Source organism: Marinobacter orientalis, assembly GCF_004792665.1.
In the GTDB taxonomy this organism is placed as follows: domain Bacteria; phylum Pseudomonadota; class Gammaproteobacteria; order Pseudomonadales; family Oleiphilaceae; genus Marinobacter; species Marinobacter orientalis.
Map to the genome: position 1 here is coordinate 881,407 of NZ_SRZX01000001.1, position 20,672 is coordinate 902,078.

General features: G+C 58.9%; 19 protein-coding genes. 6 read left to right on the top strand and 13 right to left on the bottom strand.

The window, feature by feature from the left end; all coding sequences use genetic code 11:
• The first annotated feature begins 3 nt into the window (after window positions 1–3).
• Window positions 4–486 (top strand): DUF4124 domain-containing protein, encoded by a 483-nt coding sequence (locus tag DIT72_RS04160; RefSeq protein WP_135953918.1) that lies wholly within the window; start codon window positions 4–6, stop codon window positions 484–486.
• 3 nt (window positions 487–489) lie between these two features.
• Here the strand turns inward: DIT72_RS04160 and DIT72_RS04165 are convergent, their stop codons facing one another.
• Window positions 490–1,734 (bottom strand): methyltransferase, encoded by a 1,245-nt coding sequence (locus DIT72_RS04165; RefSeq protein ID WP_135953919.1) that lies wholly within the window; start codon window positions 1,732–1,734, stop codon window positions 490–492.
• Here DIT72_RS04165 and DIT72_RS04170 point away from each other — a divergent pair.
• A complete protein-coding gene (locus tag DIT72_RS04170; protein ID WP_135953920.1) occupies window positions 1,733–2,437 on the top strand; it encodes a tRNA/rRNA methyltransferase in 705 nt (234 codons plus the stop codon). The two genes, DIT72_RS04165 and DIT72_RS04170, sit on opposite strands and share 2 nt — an antisense overlap.
• 147 nt (window positions 2,438–2,584) lie before the next feature.
• Here DIT72_RS04170 and DIT72_RS04175 read toward each other — a convergent pair whose 3' ends face one another.
• Both DIT72_RS04175 and DIT72_RS04180 read right to left on the bottom strand, forming a co-directional pair.
• A complete protein-coding gene (locus DIT72_RS04175; protein ID WP_135953921.1) occupies window positions 2,585–3,856 on the bottom strand; it encodes a D-amino acid dehydrogenase in 1,272 nt (423 codons plus the stop codon).
• A 17-nt stretch (window positions 3,857–3,873) separates the two neighbouring features.
• Window positions 3,874–4,704: a polyphosphate kinase 2 family protein gene (locus DIT72_RS04180; RefSeq protein ID WP_135953922.1), complete on the bottom strand. Its 831-nt coding sequence runs from the start codon at window positions 4,702–4,704 to the stop codon at window positions 3,874–3,876.
• Between the two features lie 128 nt (window positions 4,705–4,832).
• Here DIT72_RS04180 and DIT72_RS04185 point away from each other — a divergent pair, with 128 nt between their 5' ends.
• Window positions 4,833–5,642 carry a TatD family hydrolase gene (locus DIT72_RS04185; RefSeq protein ID WP_135953923.1) on the top strand — a complete coding sequence of 270 codons (810 nt, stop codon included), beginning with the start codon at window positions 4,833–4,835 and terminating at the stop codon, window positions 5,640–5,642.
• Entirely contained in the window at window positions 5,639–6,847 is a 1,209-nt protein-coding gene (locus DIT72_RS04190) for an HD-GYP domain-containing protein (RefSeq protein WP_135953924.1), read from the top strand. The genes DIT72_RS04185 and DIT72_RS04190 overlap by 4 nt, the downstream gene beginning before the upstream one ends.
• Window positions 6,848–6,883: 36 nt before the next feature.
• On the opposite strand, the gene DIT72_RS04195 is transcribed toward DIT72_RS04190, so the two are convergent.
• From DIT72_RS04195 to DIT72_RS04220, 6 genes are all read right to left on the bottom strand, one after another.
• Window positions 6,884–7,792 carry a lysine exporter LysO family protein gene (locus tag DIT72_RS04195; protein ID WP_135953925.1) on the bottom strand — a complete coding sequence of 303 codons (909 nt, stop codon included), beginning with the start codon at window positions 7,790–7,792 and terminating at the stop codon, window positions 6,884–6,886.
• Window positions 7,793–7,827: 35 nt separating this feature from the next.
• Window positions 7,828–8,199 carry a PA4575 family protein gene (locus DIT72_RS04200; protein WP_135953926.1) on the bottom strand — a complete coding sequence of 124 codons (372 nt, stop codon included), beginning with the start codon at window positions 8,197–8,199 and terminating at the stop codon, window positions 7,828–7,830.
• Between the two features lie 18 nt (window positions 8,200–8,217).
• On the bottom strand, window positions 8,218–8,541 hold the full coding sequence (locus tag DIT72_RS04205; RefSeq protein ID WP_135953927.1) for a DUF2288 domain-containing protein: 324 nt from the start codon (window positions 8,539–8,541) through the stop codon (window positions 8,218–8,220).
• A gap of 138 nt (window positions 8,542–8,679) precedes the next feature.
• Window positions 8,680–11,442, bottom strand: a complete 2,763-nt coding sequence (gene acnA / locus DIT72_RS04210) for an aconitate hydratase AcnA (RefSeq protein WP_135953928.1) — start codon at window positions 11,440–11,442, stop codon at window positions 8,680–8,682.
• 201 nt (window positions 11,443–11,643) lie between these two features.
• Complete coding sequence (locus DIT72_RS04215) at window positions 11,644–13,173, bottom strand: methyl-accepting chemotaxis protein (RefSeq protein WP_135953929.1); 1,530 nt, start codon at window positions 13,171–13,173, stop codon at window positions 11,644–11,646.
• A 161-nt stretch (window positions 13,174–13,334) separates the two neighbouring features.
• Window positions 13,335–15,146: an ABC transporter ATP-binding protein gene (locus tag DIT72_RS04220; protein ID WP_135954726.1), complete on the bottom strand. Its 1,812-nt coding sequence runs from the start codon at window positions 15,144–15,146 to the stop codon at window positions 13,335–13,337.
• 221 nt (window positions 15,147–15,367) lie between these two features.
• On the opposite strand from DIT72_RS04220, the gene DIT72_RS04225 reads away from it, so the two are divergent.
• Window positions 15,368–16,822: a hypothetical protein gene (locus DIT72_RS04225; protein ID WP_168355013.1), complete on the top strand. Its 1,455-nt coding sequence runs from the start codon at window positions 15,368–15,370 to the stop codon at window positions 16,820–16,822.
• Window positions 16,823–16,947: 125 nt separating this feature from the next.
• On the opposite strand, the gene DIT72_RS04230 is transcribed toward DIT72_RS04225, so the two are convergent.
• Window positions 16,948–18,393, bottom strand: a complete 1,446-nt coding sequence (locus DIT72_RS04230) for a rhomboid family intramembrane serine protease (RefSeq protein ID WP_135953930.1) — start codon at window positions 18,391–18,393, stop codon at window positions 16,948–16,950.
• Between the two features lie 334 nt (window positions 18,394–18,727).
• Between DIT72_RS04230 and DIT72_RS04235 the strand changes: the two genes are divergently transcribed.
• Window positions 18,728–19,174 carry an OmpA family protein gene (locus DIT72_RS04235; protein ID WP_135953931.1) on the top strand — a complete coding sequence of 149 codons (447 nt, stop codon included), beginning with the start codon at window positions 18,728–18,730 and terminating at the stop codon, window positions 19,172–19,174.
• Between the two features lie 4 nt (window positions 19,175–19,178).
• Here the strand turns inward: DIT72_RS04235 and DIT72_RS04240 are convergent, their stop codons facing one another.
• The 3 genes from DIT72_RS04240 to DIT72_RS04250 form a co-directional block, all read right to left on the bottom strand.
• Entirely contained in the window at window positions 19,179–19,580 is a 402-nt protein-coding gene (locus tag DIT72_RS04240; RefSeq protein WP_135953932.1) for an MAPEG family protein, read from the bottom strand.
• A 2-nt stretch (window positions 19,581–19,582) separates the two neighbouring features.
• The gene (locus DIT72_RS04245; RefSeq protein WP_135953933.1) at window positions 19,583–19,825 is read right to left on the bottom strand and encodes a GlsB/YeaQ/YmgE family stress response membrane protein; all 243 of its coding nucleotides are present in this window, start codon (window positions 19,823–19,825) and stop codon (window positions 19,583–19,585) included.
• A 104-nt stretch (window positions 19,826–19,929) separates the two neighbouring features.
• On the bottom strand, window positions 19,930–20,640 hold the full coding sequence (locus tag DIT72_RS04250) for a lysophospholipid acyltransferase family protein (RefSeq protein ID WP_135953934.1): 711 nt from the start codon (window positions 20,638–20,640) through the stop codon (window positions 19,930–19,932).
• Between the last annotated feature and the right edge of the window lie 32 nt (window positions 20,641–20,672).

Sequence of the window (20,672 nt, forward strand, 5' to 3'; positions counted from 1 at the left end):
GCCATGAAGCACTCTTTGCCTGTCTTTATTCTCATCCTGGTAATGCCCGGCATTGCCTGGTCCCAGGTCTACCGTTGCGACAGCAGGGGCGAGACCCGCTTTTCCGACCAGCCCTGCGGGGATGACTCCGAGAAAATAACGATCCGGGACAATCGGATCGGCGGCAGCTTCGGCCAGAATCTGCCTGACGAGCCTGAGCGAGAAGAGGCGGACGAGCAACCGAACGAATCCGGCCATGAAGAAGCAGCGAGCCCTTGCCGCTTTATCAACTCCACCGACCTGAGACGGTACCTGGTGCGTGAACAGGTGGTGAAAGGCATGACCAGAGAGCATGTGCGCAAGGCCTTTGGCCGGCCGCCGGAAACCTACCCCACGCCCCGGGAAACCTGGGTCTACCAGACCAGATACTATGGCAACCTGTACGAGCTGACCTACGTGTATTTCCGGGATGGCTGTGTGGAAGAGGTGGTCTACCGTAAACCCTGAGGGCTAGTGTCCCGCCATCCTTACCGCATCGATCAGCAGATTGCGTGGCGTCAGTTGTCGCTCACAGAAAGTCCCCAGGTGGACGCTAAAACCCTGCTCTTCCAGAAATAACCCATAGTCCAGCACCAGCCATAGCTCCAGTGGCCGCCGGAACAGGTGGCGCACCAGTTCGTGGCGACGTACCTGCTGCAGTCGCTGTTCACCATGGCCTTGCCAGCGGTCGAAATCGGTTTCCCGGGGCAAATCCAGGCCTTTCTTCGCTGCTGCCCAGCGACAGAATCCGGCAAAATCACCACTCACCAGCGCAGGCGGATGCGAGGGTACCGGAAGATAGGCATCGACCCCCCGCAGCTGCCGTTGCAGACCATCAAAGCCCAGCCGCCAGCTGCTGATCTGGCGGGTTTGCCGCCGCACCCTTTGCGGGGCGGTGACGGTTTCCTGCACGGCCAGTCGCAGATCATCCCGGCTCAGTTCCAGCATATTCTTCCAGGTTCTCCCCCGCTGGGAGAGAGGGCGGTAATCAGGTGTATCTGAGAGGTGGTAACAGCAGGGCGAGAAACTCAGCCGCGACAGGCCACCATCAGCTCCCCGCTGCATTAAGCGGCGATGGAGATCACCACAGGCGTGAAGCGCAACGCCATGGCCGGCCGATGGCATCACCAGCCCGTCATCCATCACATCCTGACATTGCAGGCTGACGCAATCTCCGAATTTTCCGGCCAGGCGGTTACCATCGTCCACCAGGGCAGGATTCCATTCGAAACCGGACACATCGCCATCGCACAGTGGCGCCAGGGTTCTGGCCAGATGGCCCTTGCCACAACACCAGTCCAGCACATCCTGTTTCAGAGGCCGGATAGCCGCGGCAAAAGCACCGGACTGCAGCCGCTTCCGGCCGGGCATATCGGTGGCCCGGCTTTCCGGCAGCGTGCAATACTCCGGCTGCCGGGAGGATAGCGCCGGCACTTGGGTCAGCGCCTCATATGCCTGCAGTGACGGCAACTCGCTCTCCACCAATACGGCAAGTGCGCCGGGATCGTCATCCATCTGCTGGCAGTCCGCATCAGAGAGCTTTGCCAGCCGTTCGGCCAACGCCGGCAACTTTCGGCTCCAGGCAGGGTCCGGATCGGTAAACGGCGACGGTTGCCACAGCTCATGGTGCTGAACCAGCCAGTCGTTCAACTGCTGCCATCGCTGGTAAAAAGATTCAGCGCCGTGGTGTAAACTCGCCGCCGGAGGTAACGTCATGCAACTGGCCTTTGTACTTGTTGAACCGAAGGTTCCCGAAAATGTGGGGGCAGCCGCCCGCGCCCTTTGCACCATGGGCTTCGCGCAACTGTGGCTGGTCAATTCAGACCTGCACACCCGCGCAGAAGCCCACTGGCTGGCCCACGGCAGCGATCACATCCTGGACAATGCGCGCATTTTCCCTGATATGGCAGCGGTAAGAAACTCCGTAGACCTGCTGATGGGCACCTCCGCCAAACCCCGCCACCAACGGCAGGACTGGCACGAGCCGGCGCAGCTACGCGACATCATTGCCCGCAAGGGCACCTCGGTAGCAACGGCGGCCCTGGTGTTCGGCCGCGAAGACCGCGGCCTGTCCAATGACGAACTGGCACTGTGCGACCTGCTCACAGGCTTTCCCATGGCCGTGCCCTACCCATCGCTGAACCTGTCCCAGGCGGTCATGCTCTATGCCTGGGAACTGTCCGGCCTGGCCTCGGCGCCTGGGGAACAATCCCGGCGAGCAGCTCCTGACGCCCGGCTGGGTGCCCTTCGTCAGCGGCTGGAAACTCTGCTCCCTGAGCTGGATGCGCCTTCAGATGGCAAGCTCTCTCAGTGGGTGTTCGAGCGGTTGCCCCTACTCACGGAGCGGGATGTCGGTTTTGTGCATACCCTCTGTGGGAATATCGAGCGAAAGCTTCGAGAATCTTCCGATTCCTGGTAGCAGGCACCTGTGAACTCTGGGAGCCGGTCCGGAGGCCCTTCCCAAGATCGTCGAAAACATGGATGTTTTCGTCGAGCGTACAGGGACGTATTCACAGCGTATCTTGGGAAGGGCCTCCGGACCGGCTCTTCCCCAAGGCCACAATCATTATTCGGCAAACCGCCCAGGTCTGAATGCATCAAGGCAAACCGAAGGCTCCTCCCCGTCGATCAGTTGGGCAATCACAGCCGCACTGCCCGTCGACAGGGTCCAGCCGAAAGTACCGTGACCGGTATTGAGAAACAGGTTTTCCCGGGGGCCACGGCCGATAATGGGAGGCCCGTCCGGAGTCATGGGCCGGAAACCGGTCCAGGTTTCGGCGGCCTTCAGATCCGCGCAGCCCGGAAACCGGGATTCCACGGATTTGCGGATGGTGGCCAGCCGGGCCTCGGGGATGTCGCGGTTGAAGTCCGCCAGTTCCACGAAGCCGGAGGCGCGGAGGCGGTCGCCCAGGCGGGTGGAGACAACCTTATAGCTATCATCGTGCACGGTGGAGACTGGCGCCCGCTCAGGGTCTGTCAGCGGAACAGTAAAGCTGTAACCCTTGACCGGGTAAATGGGCAGTTTCAGCCCCAGTTGGCGGGTCAGCTGGCCGGACCAGCAGCCTGCGCAGATGACCACCGCATCCGCCTCAATGGTTTCCGACTTGCCATCTTTATTGCGTACGTCAACGCCGGTTACCCGCTGATCGTTCGCGAGAAGATGCTCTGTTTCGGTATTGTAGCGAACCCTGACGCCCTTCGATTCGCAGGCTTTGGCAAGTTCGCGTGAAAAAAGATGGCAGTCACCGGTACCATCGGTGTCATAGCTCAGGGCGCCATAGAGCGGGCCATTGCCGGTCATGCCCGGTTCGGCTTCGCGAACCTGCTCGGGTGTCAGTAGTCGCGAGGCGATACCGAGTTCATCAAGCAATTGCTGTGTCTGGCGGTAACTTTCCAGGGCTTCCGGGGTGCTGGCCAGGTGGAGCAGGCCCTTGTGGTCGCCATCAAAGTGCAGCTCCAGCTCCTGCTCAAGAGCCAGGAAGCGTTCACGGCTGTGCATCCCCAGGCGCAGCATGGCGCGTTTGTTGAGGCCGAACAGGCCAGGCGAGCTGGCATAACGCAGAGTGGCGAACATGAATCGCAGGGTTTCCAGGGAGGGCGGCACCCTCATTTTCAGGGGACCGTCTTTTTTGAACAGCCAGGGTATGGCTTTCAACACCATGGCCGGGTCCGCCCACGGATAGACCACACCGTAGGAACGCTGGGCCGCGTTTCCCTTGCTGGTTTCGTTTCCGGCAACACCGTGGCGCTCCAGCACCGTGACCTGATGCCCTCTGCGGTTCAGCTCGTAAGCCGTAGTCATACCCACTACGCCCCCACCGACAACAACAATCTGCATGTGCCTCTCCGTTTGGTTCACTTCACGCCATTTTTGGCCAACAGCCGACGGTAATCTTTCAGCACGCCTTCGTCTTCTTTCGGGTATTCCGGGGCCAGCCGTTGCAGCTGCTCCGCCAGCAGAGCCGCAACAATGGCCCGCGCCCGGGGTTTCCTGTCGCCGGGAACAATAAACCAGGGCGCTTCCGTGGTGTGGGTTGCGGCCAGGGCTTCTTCGGCGAATGCCTCATACTGGCCCCGCTTCTCCCACCCGTCGATGTCAGATTTATCGAATTTCCAACGCTTACGGGGCTTGTCCAGGCGCTTGAGAAGGCGCTGACGATGCTCATCTTCGGACAGATTGAGCCAGATCTTGATCACTGTTGTGCCTTCTTCCACCAGATGGCGCTCGAAGTTCCGGATGGACTGGTAACGGTTTTTCCAGTTGTAGCTCTGCGGCTGGTGAACCGGCCACACCCGCTCGGCAATCACCGCCTCGTGATGGCTCCGATTGAACGCGACCATTTCACCAAAGCCCGGCAGGAAAGGCGTTACCCGCCAGAGGAAATCGTGACGGGTTTCAGCGCCTCTGGGCCGGCTGAACGACCAGGCATGGAAGCCGGCAGGATCGGCGTAGGTTGCCAGAGTCCGGATCAGGCTGTCCTTGCCGCTGGTGTCCGGCCCGTGGGTGACCAGCAATACGGCCCTGGCCCGGTTAGCCCACAATCGGCGCTGGAACTCGCCAATCTGTTCCAGGCTGGCTTCCAGCCCTGGCAGTTTCTCATCCTGGTCCAACAGGGTGGGGTAATCCCCGAAACCGGGCTTCTTCGGGTCGAAAAGAAAAGAGCTGGCAAACGCCGATAATTTCATCAAAGTGCTCCGTGCAACTCCCTATGGAGGTAATGCAGGTCAACAATCGGTCAAACTGGTAGACTGACAGACCAATTATTCAGAATAGCAGCCATTGCTCCGGTTGCGTTGGAGTGTAGTAGCTGACAATGAGTAAAAAACGTCGCGAGATTCCCGTATTCGATCACCCGATCATTGAAACCCACTGCCACCTGGATTACCTCAAGGACCGTCCCCTGGAGGAAACCCTCGCCGAAGCGCAGCGGGTCAATATCGAGCGGCTGATCACGATCGCCGTGTCACCGGAAAATCTGGCTGTAGTGCGGGAAATCAGTCAGGCAGCGCCCTGGGTGTATGGCACGCAGGGGGTGCATCCTCACGATGCCGAGAAGTATACCGACGCCGCGGAAGCAGAAATTCGTGCCCATGCCGGTGATGACAAGATCGTGGCTGTGGGCGAGATCGGCCTGGATTATTTCTACGACAACGCGGACCGCGAGGTACAGCGTCAGGTTTTCCGCCGCCAGCTCCAGATTGCCTGCGACAAAGATCGCCCGGTGGTGATTCACAGCCGGGAAGCAGACGACGACACCATCGATATCCTGAAAGAATTCGAAAGCACGCTCAAGCGCCGTGGCGTGATCCACAGTTTTACTTCCGGGGCCGGGCTGGCGCAATATGCGCTGGACGAAGGCTGGTGCCTCGGTTTTAATGGCATTACCACGTTCAACAAGGCCGAGAACGTACGCGACATCGTGCGCATGGCGCCGATCGAACAGATCCTGCTGGAAACCGATTCACCGTTTCTGGCTCCGGTACCCTATCGCGGCAAGGAAAACGCGCCCTTCTACATTCCTTTTGTTGCCGAGAAAATCGCCGAAGTCAAACAGCTACTGCTGGAGAAGGTGTTGACTACGACCTATGAAAACAGCCTGAGGACGTTCTTCCAGCGTCAATGATCAAACGCATACCCGTTTCGGCCCTCAAGGTCGGTATGTACATCACCGACCTGAACAACGACTGGATTCCTCACAATACCCAGCGTCGTCGCGGCGTGATCAGGAAAGAGGACACCCTCGAGAAAATCCGCCGGATGAGCGTGGATTACGTCTACATCGATGTCTCCAGGGGCCTGGATTCCCAGGACTCCGAAACCGCCCATGAAGTGGACCGCCGCAATGACAAAGCGCTTCAGAACGCCGGGGGTCTGAAGCCTGCTGTTTCAAGACGGGTAACGGTAGCCGAAGAAATGGCATCCGCCCAACAGATACACACCCAGGCCCAGGGCCTGGTTGGCAACCTGATGAACAGTGTGAAGGTTGGTGGAGCCATCGACATAGCGCCTATCCATCAGTTGGCCGACGAACTCCAGAGTTCCGTTTTCCGCAATGCCAACGCCCTCAGTTGCCTTGGTCGCATTCGTGAAAAGGACAACTATCTGATGGAGCACTCCGTCAACCTGAGTGTGCTGATGTCCCTGTTCGGCAGCTTCCGAAAATTACCGGCGGATGCATTGCATCAAACCATTGTCGGAGCGTTACTGCACGATATTGGTAAAATCCTCACCCCTGACGACATTCTCCACAAGCCAGGACGGTTATCAGGGGAGGAGTTCGAAGTCATGAAAGCCCATGCCCGGCACTCGAGAAGCATTCTGGAGTCGACCGACGGCATTGGTGAACTGGCCATCATTACCGCCGCGGAACACCACGAGCGGCTTGATGGCAGTGGCTACCCGGAAGGACTCAAGGGTGAAGAAATTTCGCTGTACGGGCGTATGGTAGCGATCACCGATGTATACGATGCCATCACCGCCGACAGGGTCTATCACAAAGGCATGACTCCCAGCCAGGGCCTCAAGAAGCTGCTGGAATGGAGTGGCAGCCATCTGGACCCGGCCCTGGTGCGAGAGTTTATCCGTTGCGTGGGCCTCTACCCCATTGGCTCCCTGGTGCTTCTGGAAAGCGGACGCCTCGGTGTGGTGGTGGAAACCAGTGACGACGACCAGCGGCTACCCGTGGTCCGCGTGATGTACAACACCCGTTTCCGCCTGCCGATCACCATGGAAACCATCGACCTGGCCAAACCCAAGGCACAGGACCGAATTCTGAAATCCGTCGACCCTGACGAGTACAGGATCGATGTGCGCAAGTTTCTTGTCTGAGGCACCACTGCCCTGGCCAAGTGACGTCGCCTGAATTTATCCCAACGACAGAAACACCGCCATCAGCACCGGCGACAGGAAAGACAGTAAAAAACCGGAGGCAATGGCCACCGGCACACAGGCGAGACCACCACTGCTGCGGATCACTGGCAGGGTGAAATCCATGGCAGTGGCGCCGCCATAGCCAATCGCCATGGCAGGCCTGCTGGCAATCAGCAGGGGAATGATGGCCAGTGCTATGATTTCCCGCAAGACATCGTTCAGAAAGGCTACGCCACCCCAGGCGGGGCCCAGGGCATCGCCAATCACGATACCCGACAGCGAATACCAACCAAAGCCGGACGCCATCGCCAGCACATCGTGCCAGGGCAAGGCCAGCAGGGGAATCAGTGCAATACCGGCCACCAGGGAACTCAGGGCTAGCGAGACTGCGATACCCAGGCCCTGACGATTCATCAGCAGCTTGCGCAGTGACAGCCCGGCATTGCGCAACTGGATACCGATGAGGAAAAGCAGCAGCATCAGGGCCCAGGTAGCCACCTGTTCCGCCATCGGCATGTCCGGCAACAGATAATAACCGGCAAGCAGGCCAGCCATAACCGCCAGCAATGGCTTCAGACCCGCGAGAAACAGCCGGCGATAGCCGGGGCTGACATCGCCATCCGCGCGCTCAACAGTCATCGGCTGCCAGCGGTGAAACAGCCACAATCCGATCATGTTTGCGATCAGCAGAGCAGCCACGAGAATCAGAACCTGAACGGCCATCCCGCCAAGCTGGGCACCCAGCCCTTCCATCTGGCCAAGGCCAAGCCCCAGAAGGGCGAGGATGAAATAGACCAGCCCCTCCACACCGTAATGAATGACCGTCATCAGGTGACGGTTCTCCAGAGCCAGGGCAAACCCCAGAAAAAGCGGTGCCAGAATCAGCAAAGCGCCGGTGAGCATTGAAATCCTCGGACATTGTCGATGGCTAGGACAGTTCAGCCGATGGGCTCGTACTGATCCGGGTCAAAGTGGAACTTGCCGGCACTGGCATCGCGGTCAATGCGTATGGTGCGGGCAAGACGCTGGGCCATCACCGACCAGACTACATAGTCCCGCGGCTGGGGCTGATAGTCCTGACCCACCAGGGCACCGGCAACACTGCGCAGCACCGCCTCGGCCTGGGCCGTCGAGCGGTAGGGGCCCTGGCACCTGTGTTTCTCGGGCTGGCCGTCCACCGACCCGCTGAGGGCCACCAGTGCCCAGATGTCATCGCCGACCGGTTTGATGAAAAGTTCAACCCGGCGCTGATCCCGGATCATCACCAGTGCCCGCAAGGGGCCACGACCGTGGAAATAGTGCAGTTTCACGGGGCAAAACCGGGGCAATCAGTGCAGTGCATGATCGGACCTGTCCTGCACCAGTACCCAGGGCGCAATAACCACCGCCCAGAGCTCGGTGTTCCCCTCGTACCACTGACGGGCAAGTTCCGGGGCAACGTCCCCGACCTGGCCACCGGCCATCCAGTGTTCAAAACGGGCCGTGTTATCCGCCGCCAGTTCGGCTGCCACTTCGAGCAGGTCCAGGGCCGGCGACACCTTCACCACATGCCCCCGGGCATAGTAAACCTGCAGATCGTGCCAGTTGATCCGGGAGGTTTCCAGGTTCAGTTTTGTCTTGAGATCATCCGGGGAGAGGTGGGAGGAGGACATGGTCGGCTCTCGGTAACTCCTGTTTTGCATTTGGTTTTGAAAGACGCTTTCAGACAATTCAGCTTACCTCAAAACCACAGGCGGAGCACCTGTTGCAGCGGTTCCGGCTCGCTGGAGCCGGAACCGCCCTTACCCTGCTCACGCAGATTTCAGCATTTCCCGCACGACATAGTGCAGGATGCCGCCATGGCGGTAGTACACTGCTTCATTGGCGGTGTCGATCCGTGATTTGAGCTCACAGGTTTCCGTGTTGCCATCGGGATAGGTTATCGTCATCTGCAGTTTCTGGCCCGGTTTGATATCGCCGGACAGGCCCTCGATGCTGATGGTCTCATCCCCTGTCAGCTTGAGGCTCTTGCGATCTGCCCCCTCCTGGAACTGCAGCGGCATAACGCCCATACCAATCAGGTTCGACCTGTGAATGCGCTCATAGGACTCGGCAACCACCGCCTTTACACCCAGCAAACGGGTACCCTTGGCGGCCCAGTCGCGGCTGGAGCCGGTGCCGTACTCCTTGCCGGCGATGACCACCAGCGGCGTGCCCTCTTGCTGGTACTTCATCGCGGCATCGTAGATGGGCATCTGCTCGCCGGAAGGCACATGCCTGGTAAACCCGCCTTCGACGCCGTCCAGCATCTCGTTCCTGATACGAACGTTGGCGAAGGTGCCGCGCATCATTACTTCGTGGTTTCCCCGACGGGAGCCATAGGAGTTGAAGTCTTTGGGATCTACCCCGTGCTCCTGCAGATATTTACCGGCAGGACTGTCAGCTTTGAACGAACCGGCAGGGGAGATATGGTCGGTGGTGACCGAATCCCCGAGCATGGCCAGGATGTTCGCATCCCTGATGTCATCAATCGCGTCCGGCTCTTCCTTCAGACCCTGGAAGAAGGGCGGATGCTGGATGTAGGTGGACTTGTCAGACCACTCGTAGACCTTGCTTTCCGGCACCTTGAGGGCCTTCCAGGTTTCGTCGCCGTCGAAAACTTCGGCATATTCCTTGTGGAACATGTCGGTTTTCACTTTCTCTACCGCTTCAGCGATTTCCTGCTGGCTTGGCCACAGATCTTTCAGGTAAACCGGGTTGCCCTCTTTGTCTTCACCCAGAGGGTCCTTGAACAGGTCCAGGCGCACGTTCCCCGCCAGTGCATAGGCCACCACCAGCGGCGGTGACGCCAGCCAGTTGGTTTTCACCAGCGGATGCACCCGGCCCTCGAAGTTACGGTTACCCGACAGCACCGAGGCCACGGTAAGGTCACCATCGTCAATGGCCTTTTCCACGGCCTCCGGCAATGGGCCGGAGTTACCGATACAGGTGGTGCAGCCATAGCCCACCAGGTTGAATCCCAGCTTGTTCAGGTCATCCTGGAAGCCGCCCACCTTCAGATAATCGGTCACTACCTTGGAGCCTGGCGCCAGCGACGTCTTCACCCAGGGTTTGGTCTGCAGCCCTTTGGCCACGGCCTTCTGGGCAATGAGGCCGGCAGCCATCATCACACTGGGGTTGGAGGTGTTGGTACAGGAGGTAATGGCCGCAATCACTACGGCACCGGGATCCAGCCGGCTTTTCTGGCCGTTCATTTCCAGCGGCTGGCTGGCAGCGTGTTCGTAACTGTCGTGAATACCCACGGCGGTCTGCCCGCCTTCGGATTCGAGATTACTCTTGCGGGATTCCTCCGCCGAGCCTTCAGCCGTCTCCATCAGCAGCTCGAAAGAGGCCTTCATGTTCTTCAGGGCCACCCGGTCCTGGGGACGTTTGGGACCGGCAAGGCTGGCCTCAACTTCGCCCATGTCCAGTTCCAGATTGTCGGTGTATACCGGCTCCTGGCCGGGTTGACGCCACAGCCCCTGGGCCCTGGCATAGGCCTCCACCAGTTCAAGCTGGTCGTCTTCGCGGCCGGTCAGCTTCATGTACTTGATGGTCTGCTCGTCCACCGGGAAGAAACCGCAGGTGGCACCATATTCCGGCGCCATGTTGGCGATGGTGGCCCGGTCAGCAACCGGCATGTCTTTGAGACCATCACCGTAGAATTCCACGAATTTGCCCACCACGCCTTTGTTGCGCAGCATTTCCGTGACGGTGAGTACCAGGTCAGTGGCGGTAATGCCTTCCTTGAGCTTGCCGGTAATCTTGAAGCCCACCACTTCCGGAATCAGCATGGAGACGGGCTGGCCCAGCATGGCTGCTTCCGCCTCGATACCGCCGACACCCCAGCCAAGGATTCCCAGGCCGTTGATCATGGTGGTGTGGGAATCGGTACCCACCAGGGTGTCCGGATAGGCGATGGTTTTGCCGTCCTGATCCTTGCTCCAGACAGTTTTGCCCAGATACTCCAGGTTCACCTGGTGACAGATACCGGTGCCCGGCGGCACCACCCGGAAATTGTCAAAGGCCTGCTGGCCCCAGCGCAGGAACTCGTAACGCTCCTGGTTACGCTCCATCTCGATGGTAACGTTGTCCTTGAACGCAGACGCATCACCAAACTTGTCCACCATGACCGAATGGTCGATTACCAGATCCACCGGTGACAGCGGATTGATCATCGCCGGATCCTTGCCGGCAGCCTTGACCGCCTCCCGCATGGCTGCCAGGTCCACAACACCGGGCACCCCGGTGAAGTCCTGCATCAACACACGGGCAGGACGGAACTGGATCTCGGTATCAGACTTGCGCTCTTTCATCCACTGGACCATGGCGTCGATATGCCCGCGGTCCACAGTGGTGTCATCCTCATTACGCAGCAGATTTTCAAGCAGCACCTTGAGGGAAAACGGCAACTTGTCGATGTTGCCCAGGGTATCCGCTGCTTTCGGCAGGCTGTAGTAATGGTAGGTTTTACCGCCAGCCTCCAGGCTGGAAAGGGTGTTGAGACTGTCTTTGCTAAGGCTTTGTTTCGACATGAGGTGCCTCCTTTTTCATTATCCGAAGAGTCCGGAAGGCTTTGCAGGAGCCTTTGCATCGGTGCACTCCGCACTTGCAAGAGTACACCGACGCAAAGACTCCGGCCATGGGAGTCACCTATAACTATTGCACTGATTCACGAGACTTCAACCGTAGGCCCGTGAATGTTCGGAATTAGTGGAGTGAATGGGAGGCCGGATCTAATCAAGCCGGTATCGATTAACCAGCTCATCCACACCGCCAACGACGCGCTCCAGCTCCTCTGACATTTGCTGAACAGCGCTGGCCTCCTCTGCCACCTGGGTATTGCGGGTAGCTACCGAGTGAATGCTCTCGTTTATCTGAACGGACGTCGCCGACTGCTGTTCACAGGCAGAGGCGATCTGGTCATTCATATTACTGACGGCACCGATGGCTTCTTCTATCCGGCTGATCGCTTCTGCTGCTTCACTGATCGCACGGTTGGATTCGCCAGAGCGGCTCTGGCCCATCTCCATAGCCGCATGGGTAGCCTCGGAAAGGTCTTTCAGTTCGTCTACCGTGGTGCGGATTTCATTTGTGAATTCCTGGGTGCGCTTTGAAAGCGAACGTACTTCATCGGCTACCACAGCAAAACCGCGGCCATGCTCGCCGGCACGGGCTGCTTCTATGGCGGCATTCAGAGCCAGCAGATTGGTCTGGTCCGAAATATCATTGATAGAGCCGGTTACCCGGGCAATCGATTCCACTTTTTCCGAGAGCTGACTCACCATCCGGCTGCTGTCACCCAAAGCCTGGTTGGTGGCCTCGGTCATGGTGCGGGCACTGATCATGGCCTTGCTTCCGGCCGCCGACGCCCTGGAAGCATCCGTGGAAGCCTCCGAGGCCAGTTGCGCGTTCTGCGCCACTTCCTGAACGCTGGCGGCCATCTGATTGGTTGCAGTCGCCACCTGATCCGCCTGTTGCTGCTGTTGCTCGACATACGTGCGGGTGCTTTGGCTGGCGCTGGCGAGTTGCTCTGCGTTCTGGCGCAATACCCCGGAAAACTCCCGCAGTTGCCTGATCAGCGCGGCAGACTGTTCCATCATCTGGTTGAAGGAGAGCGCACTCACACTCTGGTTCTGTGCCGGCAAGCGTCCCCGCAGGTCCTTGTCCTGATCAAATCCGTGGACGATGGTGATCATCTGCAGGGTCTGCTGCCTTTCCGCACCCATGCGCAGGGCAAAGAACACCAGAATACCGGCTTCAAACACCACGAAGGCGGCATGCAGGAAGGCGACACCCCAACTATGGCCGTGATTGAAGATCATCAGTGGCATGCCACCGATTTGCGATTCGGCCTGCTGCAACCCCGTCAGAACCAGGTGGTGCACGGCTATCACTGCAGCGGCCACGACGACCGGCAGCCAATCCCGGTAAATGATCACCAGTGCCAGGGACGCGAAGATGTGAAAGTGCATCTCGATACGGCCCATCTGGGCCTGGATCATAACGGCAGAGAACAGCATCAGACAGACCGCGAAGGCCGCCGAGCAGGCCCGGGTACCGCGCAGGGAAACATAACCCGCCAGCACAAGTGCTCCGACAGCCAGCGAGGCAATAATTGCAAAGGTATATGTGCCATAGCCCCAGGGTACAAGCAGTGCGACGACAGGTATGTGGGCCAGCAGGATGGTCAGCATCTGCCGATCGGTCTCAAGTACCTGCTGGCGGGCGAAATCATCACTGCGCAAGGATTGGGTTGCGGTCATTCTGTTCCTCACAATACGGCCAGTAGCCGCTCAACGTCGTCCTGCCCGCGATCAGGATCGGGGAAGGTATAGGGAAGATGTCGACGGTTATCCGCCAATACAGCGTAACTCCGTGCGCAACAGGGTTAACGGCTGTGCGAGTAAAAACTTGACGAGAAATATCAGGCCTGTCTTTCGCCGTACAGCTGCGCGTAGAGGCCATCTTTGGCGATCAGATCGTCATGTTGACCCTCTTCGATAATCCGCCCGTCCTCAAAAACACACGCCCGATCTGCCCGCTTAACGGCGCTGAGCCGGTGGGCAATAATGAGGGTGGTTCGCTTGCTCAGGAACGCTTCAAGATCCCGATGCAGTTGAAACTCGGTTTCCGCATCCAGAGCCGAGGTTGCTTCGTCCAGAATCACCACAGAGGGATCTGACAGCACCATCCGGGCGATGGCCAACCTCTGGCGCTGGCCTCCGGAAAGACGGACGCCCTGGCGACCAATCACAGTGTCCAGCAGATCCGGCATCGCCGCGACAGTCTGGTCGAGCTGGGCGATCCGCAGGGCGTCCCAGAGCTGGGCATCCGGCTTGTCCCGACCCAGGGTCAGATTCTGGCGCAGGGTATCGTTGAACAGCGCCGGATGCTGCAAAACCGTGGCCACATGCTCCCGCAGGCAGGGAAGCCCGATCCGCTGAACCGGCACCCCGTCAATCAGCACATCGCCCTTCTGCGGGGTGTACATGCCAAGAATAACCTGCACCAGGGTGGATTTGCCGCCGCCGCTGGCCCCCACCACAGCAACCTTCTCGCCCGGGGCCAGATCAAGATTGATGCCTCTGAGCACCTGCTCATCGCCGTAACTGAAATGGATGTTCCTCAGCGACAGACCCACGGTGTGTTTGCCCCTGAAAGGATTCTCCAGCGCGGGATACCGGGGCTCCTCTTCCAGTTCCAGCAAACGGTTGATGCGCCCGAGGGCTGCGTTGGCTGCGAACCAGGCGTACTGCATGTTCAGCATTTCCTGAACCGGCGTCAGCATGAACCAGAGGTAGCCGAAGATGGCGAACATCATGCCGATGCTCAGGTCGCTGAACAGCACTGTTACCATGGCAGCTGCGCGGAAGGTATCCACACCAAACTGGAACAGCGCAAAGCTGGCGCGGGCGGCAGCATCACTGCGCCACTCGAACTGGATGGCATGGTCGCGAACCGTGCGGGCACGACTGATCAGCTGGTGCAGATAATGCTGTTCCCGGTTGGCGGCCCGGAGCTGGTGAATGGCGTCAAGGGTTTCGGTCAGATCGCCTTGGAAATCCTCGTAGGCACTGTTTTCCTGACGCTTGAGCTCCTTGACCCGCTTGCCGATCAGCATGGTGGCGAAGATCACCAGCGGGTTGAACAGCAGGATCAGCAGCCCCAGCTGCCAGTGTACCCACATCAACACCATGGCGGTTCCGGTGACCGTCAGGCTCGCCACCAGAAAACGGCTGATGCTGGTGCCCAGGAACTGGTCAATGGTGTCCAGGTCGGTAATGAAATGGCTGGTGATACCGCCCGAACCCCGGGTTTCGTACTCCGACATGGCTACCCGTTGCAGCCGACCCAGCAGGCGCGACCGGATTCTGAAAACAACGTCTTTGGAGATCTTCGAAAATTCCCGCGACTGGAGCACATTGAAGGTGAGCGAAAGCATCCGCAACAGAAACGCCGCCACCACCATCAGGCCGATATAGACCACCGGCTGATGCCATGCCTGGGGCAGCACTGCCTGCATGACAGGCAGCACCGGCCCGGCTTCCTCCAGCAGGACTTCGTCCACCAGCACCGGCAGTAACAGCGGTATGGGCACACTGACCACCGTGGCCAGAATAGCCAGCAGATTGGCCCGCACCAGTCTTGGCTTGTGCTTGAGGGCGAGGGCGAGAACGCCACGCCAGCTGTACCGGTTATCGTTCCGGCCCGCAGTTTCGTCACCCAACGCATTCAGTTCTGCTGCCTTTTCCAAAAGTCCCCCGTCAGCTCTTTGTGTATCCATACTGATACGCAGTATCGTCGGTGACAGTCTACCGGAGCCTGGCGACGCGGTTGAGCACCATCGGCGAGCATGGCAATAAATACCGGCATTTGCGACACAGCCGTCTGGTGGGATGGCCGGCCTTCTGCCATCATTGCCGCTTGATTCTCTGAGCCACCAGAACCGGGCCGATTGTGAAACACGACTGCCATTACCATCCCGGCGAACCTGCAAAATGGCACTGCGGAGACTGCCAGATTCATTATTGCACCCGCTGCATGCCGGATGCTCATGCCCGCAGGCAACAGGCATTATGCCCCCACTGCAGTCGCGCCATGCGCTACCTGGGCGCGGCCACTGAGGTGGTGCCCTTCTGGAACCGGATAGGGGCGTTTTTCCGCTACCCGTTTCATACCGATCCGCTGATGGTTATTGCCATCTGCACGCTGGTGCCGTTGCTGGTCAGTGGCAACCTCATCGGGTTGATTATCACCCTCGTGCTGGCTTTGGCGCTGCTGAAATATACCTACGCGGTGATTAGCCATACCGCCGAGGGACACATGAAACCGCCACCGGTGGCCGTGGCTTTCAGTGGCAGTGGTTTCGATATTGTCATTCTGCAACTGCTGGTGTTTGCGCTGATGGGTGGCATGGTGGCTGCCGCGGCCATGGTGGGCGGGCCGTTGCTGATGTTCCTGGTGCTGGCTTTCGTGATACTGGCCCTGCCCGCCAGTATCATGGTGCTGGCCATGGAACATTCGGTGATGGCTGCCGTCAATCCGATGAATCTTGCGGTACTGATCTCGCGGATCGGCGCGCCCTATTTCCTGCTCTACGGTTATCTGATACTGCTGACACTGGCATCCGGCGCGGCGCAGGATTTCGCACTCACCCACTTCACGCCGGGGATTGCCCGCACACTGGCCGGCTTTCTCAACAGTACCTTTACGCTGATGCTGTTTCATATGCTGGGCTATCTGCTGTTCCAGTATCAGGAGGAGCTAGGATTCGCCAGTGACCTTCAGGATGACGAACACCCCGGGCAAAGCCGGAACAGGAGCCGGACCCAACGGTTTGACGCCGACATCGACATGAATCTGAAGGACGGCAATTACGACCGCGTTGAATCGATGCTCAAAGAGGCCCTTAAGCGGGACTCACAGAATACGCTGAGGCTGAGGCAGCTACACCAGTTGCTGACTGCTCGCAACGATATTCCGGAGCTGTACCGCTATCACCCGAGGTTGCTGAAACTGCTGGCGGACCGGAACGATGGTGATGCTATCGCGGAACTACTGGCCGCCATTGAAACCATCGAGCCCGGATTCAGACTGGAAGAGCCCGGGCTTTCCGTGCGCTGTGCCCGCTGCCTGTACCAGCGCGGACACTTCAAGCCAGCGCTGAAGCTGCTGCAGGATTTTCACAAACGCTTCCCGGGCAGCGAGGAGCTGGCACCGGCCTATCTGCTGGTCGCACAGACCCTGGCCAACGGCCTCGGGCAGTGGGAAAAGGCCTCTGCATTTCTTACGTTTATCAAGAAACGCTGTCTCAGCCACCCACTTCACGGACAGATTGATGTTTACCTGCAGCAGGTTGAGAACCGTGAGCCGGTGAAGGGTCCCACTGCTTCGTTTTCTGTTCAGGAGTAGGCCATGTACCGGGGATGCTTTGCCAAGACATGCTGTGAATACATCCCTGTGCGCTCAGCTCCGCCATCCATGCCTCCGCACGGTTTTGGCAAAACATCCCCGCCACATGGCCATTCAACAGTGAGTTAGCCTTGTTGTAACAACTGCCTGTAGTGGCGGGCCTTCGGGGTCATCTGGTGCTTTTCGAACTCGTCTGCCAGTAATCGACAGGCTTCCACTGTAAGAAGCTCATCGCCGGTGCTTTGGAGCCTCTCGAAGGCCTTTTCTGCGGCTTTGAGGTCGTGTTGCTTCAGGCTGGTGAACAGAACCCTGTTATGGTCCTGGGCGCTCAGCGGCTGATGACGTTCACCTTTACCCAGGTATTCCTGCCATATTTCAATCATCTGGTCGGGCCGGCGGCTGAGGGACTCGTTCATCAGCTCCCGCGCCCGCTGCCGGTATTGCGGCAGATCCGGGCGCAATTTAGCCAGCTGGTAAAGGTGCTCCAGAAGCACTGTGCGATCAGGGTAATGTTCCCGTAGCGCCTCGAACTGGCGCCGGGCCAGGTCAAACTCCATTCGCCCCAGGCTGGCCATGGCCTGGCTGTAACCGGTGGTGAAGCGCTCGTCCTGCTCGCGCTCTTCCGGCTCGAAAAACTCCTCTTTTACCTGCAGCCAGCTCTTGCCCAGCAACCAGACCATGCCAGCGCCTGCCACCAGCCCCCCGGCGTGTGCCATGTAGGCGACACCGGTGGCGCCGGCGAACCAGTAATCATAGATTTCCTTGCCCAGCCACACCGGCAGAATCGCCAGGGCCGGCGCCCGGAAGTAATTGAAGTACACACCCACGAAATAGAAGAAGCGGATTTTCTGCAGCCCGTAAATGGCTACGTACATACCCATCAGCCCGGATATGGAACCGGACGCACCTACCAGGGGAACATGGCTACCCATGGAGAAGACGGTGAACACCACACCGGACAGTGCCCCGCAGATCAGGTAGGCCAGCAGGAAACGGCCGGGGCCAAGGGCCTTCTCAACGGTAAAACCGAGCAGGAACAGAAATACCAGGTTACCGATAAGGTGTGCCCAGCCACCGTGGAGGAACTGATAGGTAATCAGTGTGTACAGTGAAAACTCTGCCGGCACCAGGCCCAGCTGGCTGGCGCTGAGGCGATCCATCAGCCGGGTCTGGATGTCGCCCCGCTGCTGCATCCAGCGCCGGCGTTCCGCGGGCGCCAGCAGCATGTCCCGGTTCTCCAGCATGTACTGGTAGAATTCACGGTCGGACAGCAGGCTGTAGGCCACCCACAGGTCACCGCCCTGCTGGCGCAACTGCCGGAAGTTCTGCAACTCGTAAACCCGCTCTTCATCCCCCTGGAAACGAATCCGGCGCTGCAGATAGTCTTCGTATACCGGCGCCTCGAGTGACTGAAGATCCGAATCCAGATATTCCTCAATGGCCTGTTCGGTCAGACGGCTGTCGCCGCCCTGGTAAAACGTGAATACCAGCATACAGGCCAGCATCAACCCCAGGGTCACCCAGGGTGGGTGCTTCCAGTTAACAGACTTTTCTGCAGGGATAATCAGCATGGACGGTCACAATTCATCATAATCTGTCCCGGGAGAGGTGCTTTTTACCACAGCATGGCCAGTTTTTCGCGCTGTAATAAACCCTGAAGCGATTTGCGGCACCGCGGGCAAAACAAACTGTGCGCGCCGCCTCAATAAAGGCTACTCTGCGGTTGTAACAACAAGGTCATTCAAATGACATTTAATCAGGGCAGCCGCAAACGGGGCGAACCGCAGAATGCCGGAAAGGGCATTGCACAAGGGTTTCGACCAATCGCCAATTGCCGTTGTCCCTGCCACAGCCAATAGTTGCCGGGACAACAACAAAAACGGACTTGCAAACAAGGAAACTGCCATGACTGTACTCATACTGGACAACCCGGAACTGCTTGCAAGAGCGGCCATTGAAGCCGGCCTTGCGATGCCGGCACTGGATGCGGACGGTTCTCCGCGAAAACCACACCGCCTGCGTTTTCATTACGGATTCAACAAGCATCGCCTGGACGATCAGGACCAGGCCATACTGCGCCAGCACGCCGATTATTTACGGCACAACCCTGGCGTAAAGGTACGTATCCACGGCCATGCCGATAATTTTGGTGTCGGCGAATACAATCACTTCCTTTCCCGCCTGCGAGCCGGCAGCGCCGCCAAAGTGCTGATTCGTGAAGGTGTCAGGGAAAGCCAGATTCTGGTGAGTGGTTGGGGCAGTGAACGACCACTGGCGCGGCCGGAAGACCATGCTGCCAACCGCCGGCTGGAACTGGAATACCTCACCATGGAAATGGCTCAGGCGCTGTAAAAATTCAGCCGTAGACCTGGAACACGTTCCAGAGCAGCAACGCGGCAATGGCAAGGATGCCTGCCCAGGTCAGCAGAATGCCTGTCGTGCGCGCAACGTGAGGGCCTCCCCGGCCATTGATCATGCCAAAGGCATGGAGCACCCGCCCCACAACGAAGGCCATCCCCGTCCAGTACACCAGCCCACTGTGAACCCCGTTCAATTCGGCAATGGCCAGCATCACCAGGCCCAGGGGAGCGTATTCCACAAGGTTGGCCTGGGCGCGGACAGCTGCCTCGAAGTCCCGGTCTTCAGTCACTCCCATGCTTTTCTGGTACTTGAGGCGAAAGCGGGAAACCATTCCCGACAACACCAGCAACAACAGCCCGAGGACGGCCGCGAAAACAGCTGAAACAGGTACGATCATCTTTAACCCTTCTTGATTGCGCTGACAATGGCCAGCAGCAGCACCGCCCCCACGGTGGCGGTGACCAGTTCACCCACGGCCCCCTGTGCGGCAAGCCCCAGTAGCCGGAAAACGAAACCGCCAAGAAAGGAGCCGACAATACCGATACCGATATTCGCCAGCACGCCAAAGCCACGGCCTTTCATGATCAGACCCGCAAGCCAGCCGGCCACACCACCAATAATAAGAAATAGAATAAGATTCATTGCATGCATCTCCCTGCTGCGGAACAGACACCGAAAGACTGCCCTGTTTTGCCTGACGCTTCAAGCACTTCCGCGAACGCTGTCAATAACGCCGGGCAATGGAATCAGGAAGTTGATGCCAGGGACGCAATGGCCGCTTCCATTTGCTGATGGCAATTGGCCATAAGCTGTGGAATATCCGCGACAGTCAGTCCTTCTGTCTCGACCGGAGGGAGGACCCGGACAGCCACCGGCTCCCGGCGACCGGACCAGCCCAGGGGGCGATCATAATACTGGCTGGCGCAGACCATGGTGATCGGTGCACCCGCAGCGACAGCTGTATGGAAAGCGCCTTTCTTGAAACTCTGCAGGCCGCGGCCACGGCTGCGGGTACCCTCTGGAAACACCCAGAGGCTCTTGTGATCACGACTGACGGCTTCACTGGTAGCCTTCATAACCGCGATCGCCTTGTGGGAGCGGCCCCGGTTCAGGATGACATTGCCTCCAAGCCAGAACACCTGGCCAAAAAACGGAACCCATACCAGCGATGACTTGCCCACCGTGACCGTGCGGGGCGGCAGCAGGTCACCCATCACAAACAGATCATCGTTGTGCTGATGGTTGGCGATAACCACGGTTGGCCTGTTCTGCGGCATATTCCCTGCTCCTTCCAAAGGTCGCTCCATGCCCAGGAAGAGGCGGCCAACCCGGGCAACTGTCCGCCCCAGCAACCGGTTATTATCCGGATTGAACGGCCTGGCCACATACAGAACCAGTGCAAACACACAAATGGCCGGCACCGTCAGCCAGGCCAGAAACTTTCTGATCAATCCCATCGAACGCAAGACCCTGAGGCAATTTTTGGCGC

Coding starts and splice junctions, on each gene's coding strand:
- DIT72_RS04185 (WP_135953923.1), top strand. CDS start 4,833: ATGAGTAAAAAACGTCGCGAGATTCCCGTATTCGATCACCCGATCATT.
- DIT72_RS04205 (WP_135953927.1), bottom strand. CDS start 8,541: ATGTCCTCCTCCCACCTCTCCCCGGATGATCTCAAGACAAAACTGAAC.
- DIT72_RS04175 (WP_135953921.1), bottom strand. CDS start 3,856: ATGCAGATTGTTGTTGTCGGTGGGGGCGTAGTGGGTATGACTACGGCT.
- DIT72_RS04230 (WP_135953930.1), bottom strand. CDS start 18,393: ATGCTGATTATCCCTGCAGAAAAGTCTGTTAACTGGAAGCACCCACCC.
- DIT72_RS04215 (WP_135953929.1), bottom strand. CDS start 13,173: ATGACCGCAACCCAATCCTTGCGCAGTGATGATTTCGCCCGCCAGCAG.
- acnA (WP_135953928.1), bottom strand. CDS start 11,442: ATGTCGAAACAAAGCCTTAGCAAAGACAGTCTCAACACCCTTTCCAGC.
- DIT72_RS04190 (WP_135953924.1), top strand. CDS start 5,639: ATGATCAAACGCATACCCGTTTCGGCCCTCAAGGTCGGTATGTACATC.
- DIT72_RS04165 (WP_135953919.1), bottom strand. CDS start 1,734: ATGACGTTACCTCCGGCGGCGAGTTTACACCACGGCGCTGAATCTTTT.
- DIT72_RS04170 (WP_135953920.1), top strand. CDS start 1,733: ATGCAACTGGCCTTTGTACTTGTTGAACCGAAGGTTCCCGAAAATGTG.
- DIT72_RS04235 (WP_135953931.1), top strand. CDS start 18,728: ATGACTGTACTCATACTGGACAACCCGGAACTGCTTGCAAGAGCGGCC.
- DIT72_RS04240 (WP_135953932.1), bottom strand. CDS start 19,580: ATGATCGTACCTGTTTCAGCTGTTTTCGCGGCCGTCCTCGGGCTGTTG.
- DIT72_RS04245 (WP_135953933.1), bottom strand. CDS start 19,825: ATGAATCTTATTCTATTTCTTATTATTGGTGGTGTGGCCGGCTGGCTT.
- DIT72_RS04250 (WP_135953934.1), bottom strand. CDS start 20,640: ATGGGATTGATCAGAAAGTTTCTGGCCTGGCTGACGGTGCCGGCCATT.
- DIT72_RS04160 (WP_135953918.1), top strand. CDS start 4: ATGAAGCACTCTTTGCCTGTCTTTATTCTCATCCTGGTAATGCCCGGC.
- DIT72_RS04195 (WP_135953925.1), bottom strand. CDS start 7,792: ATGCTCACCGGCGCTTTGCTGATTCTGGCACCGCTTTTTCTGGGGTTT.
- DIT72_RS04180 (WP_135953922.1), bottom strand. CDS start 4,704: ATGAAATTATCGGCGTTTGCCAGCTCTTTTCTTTTCGACCCGAAGAAG.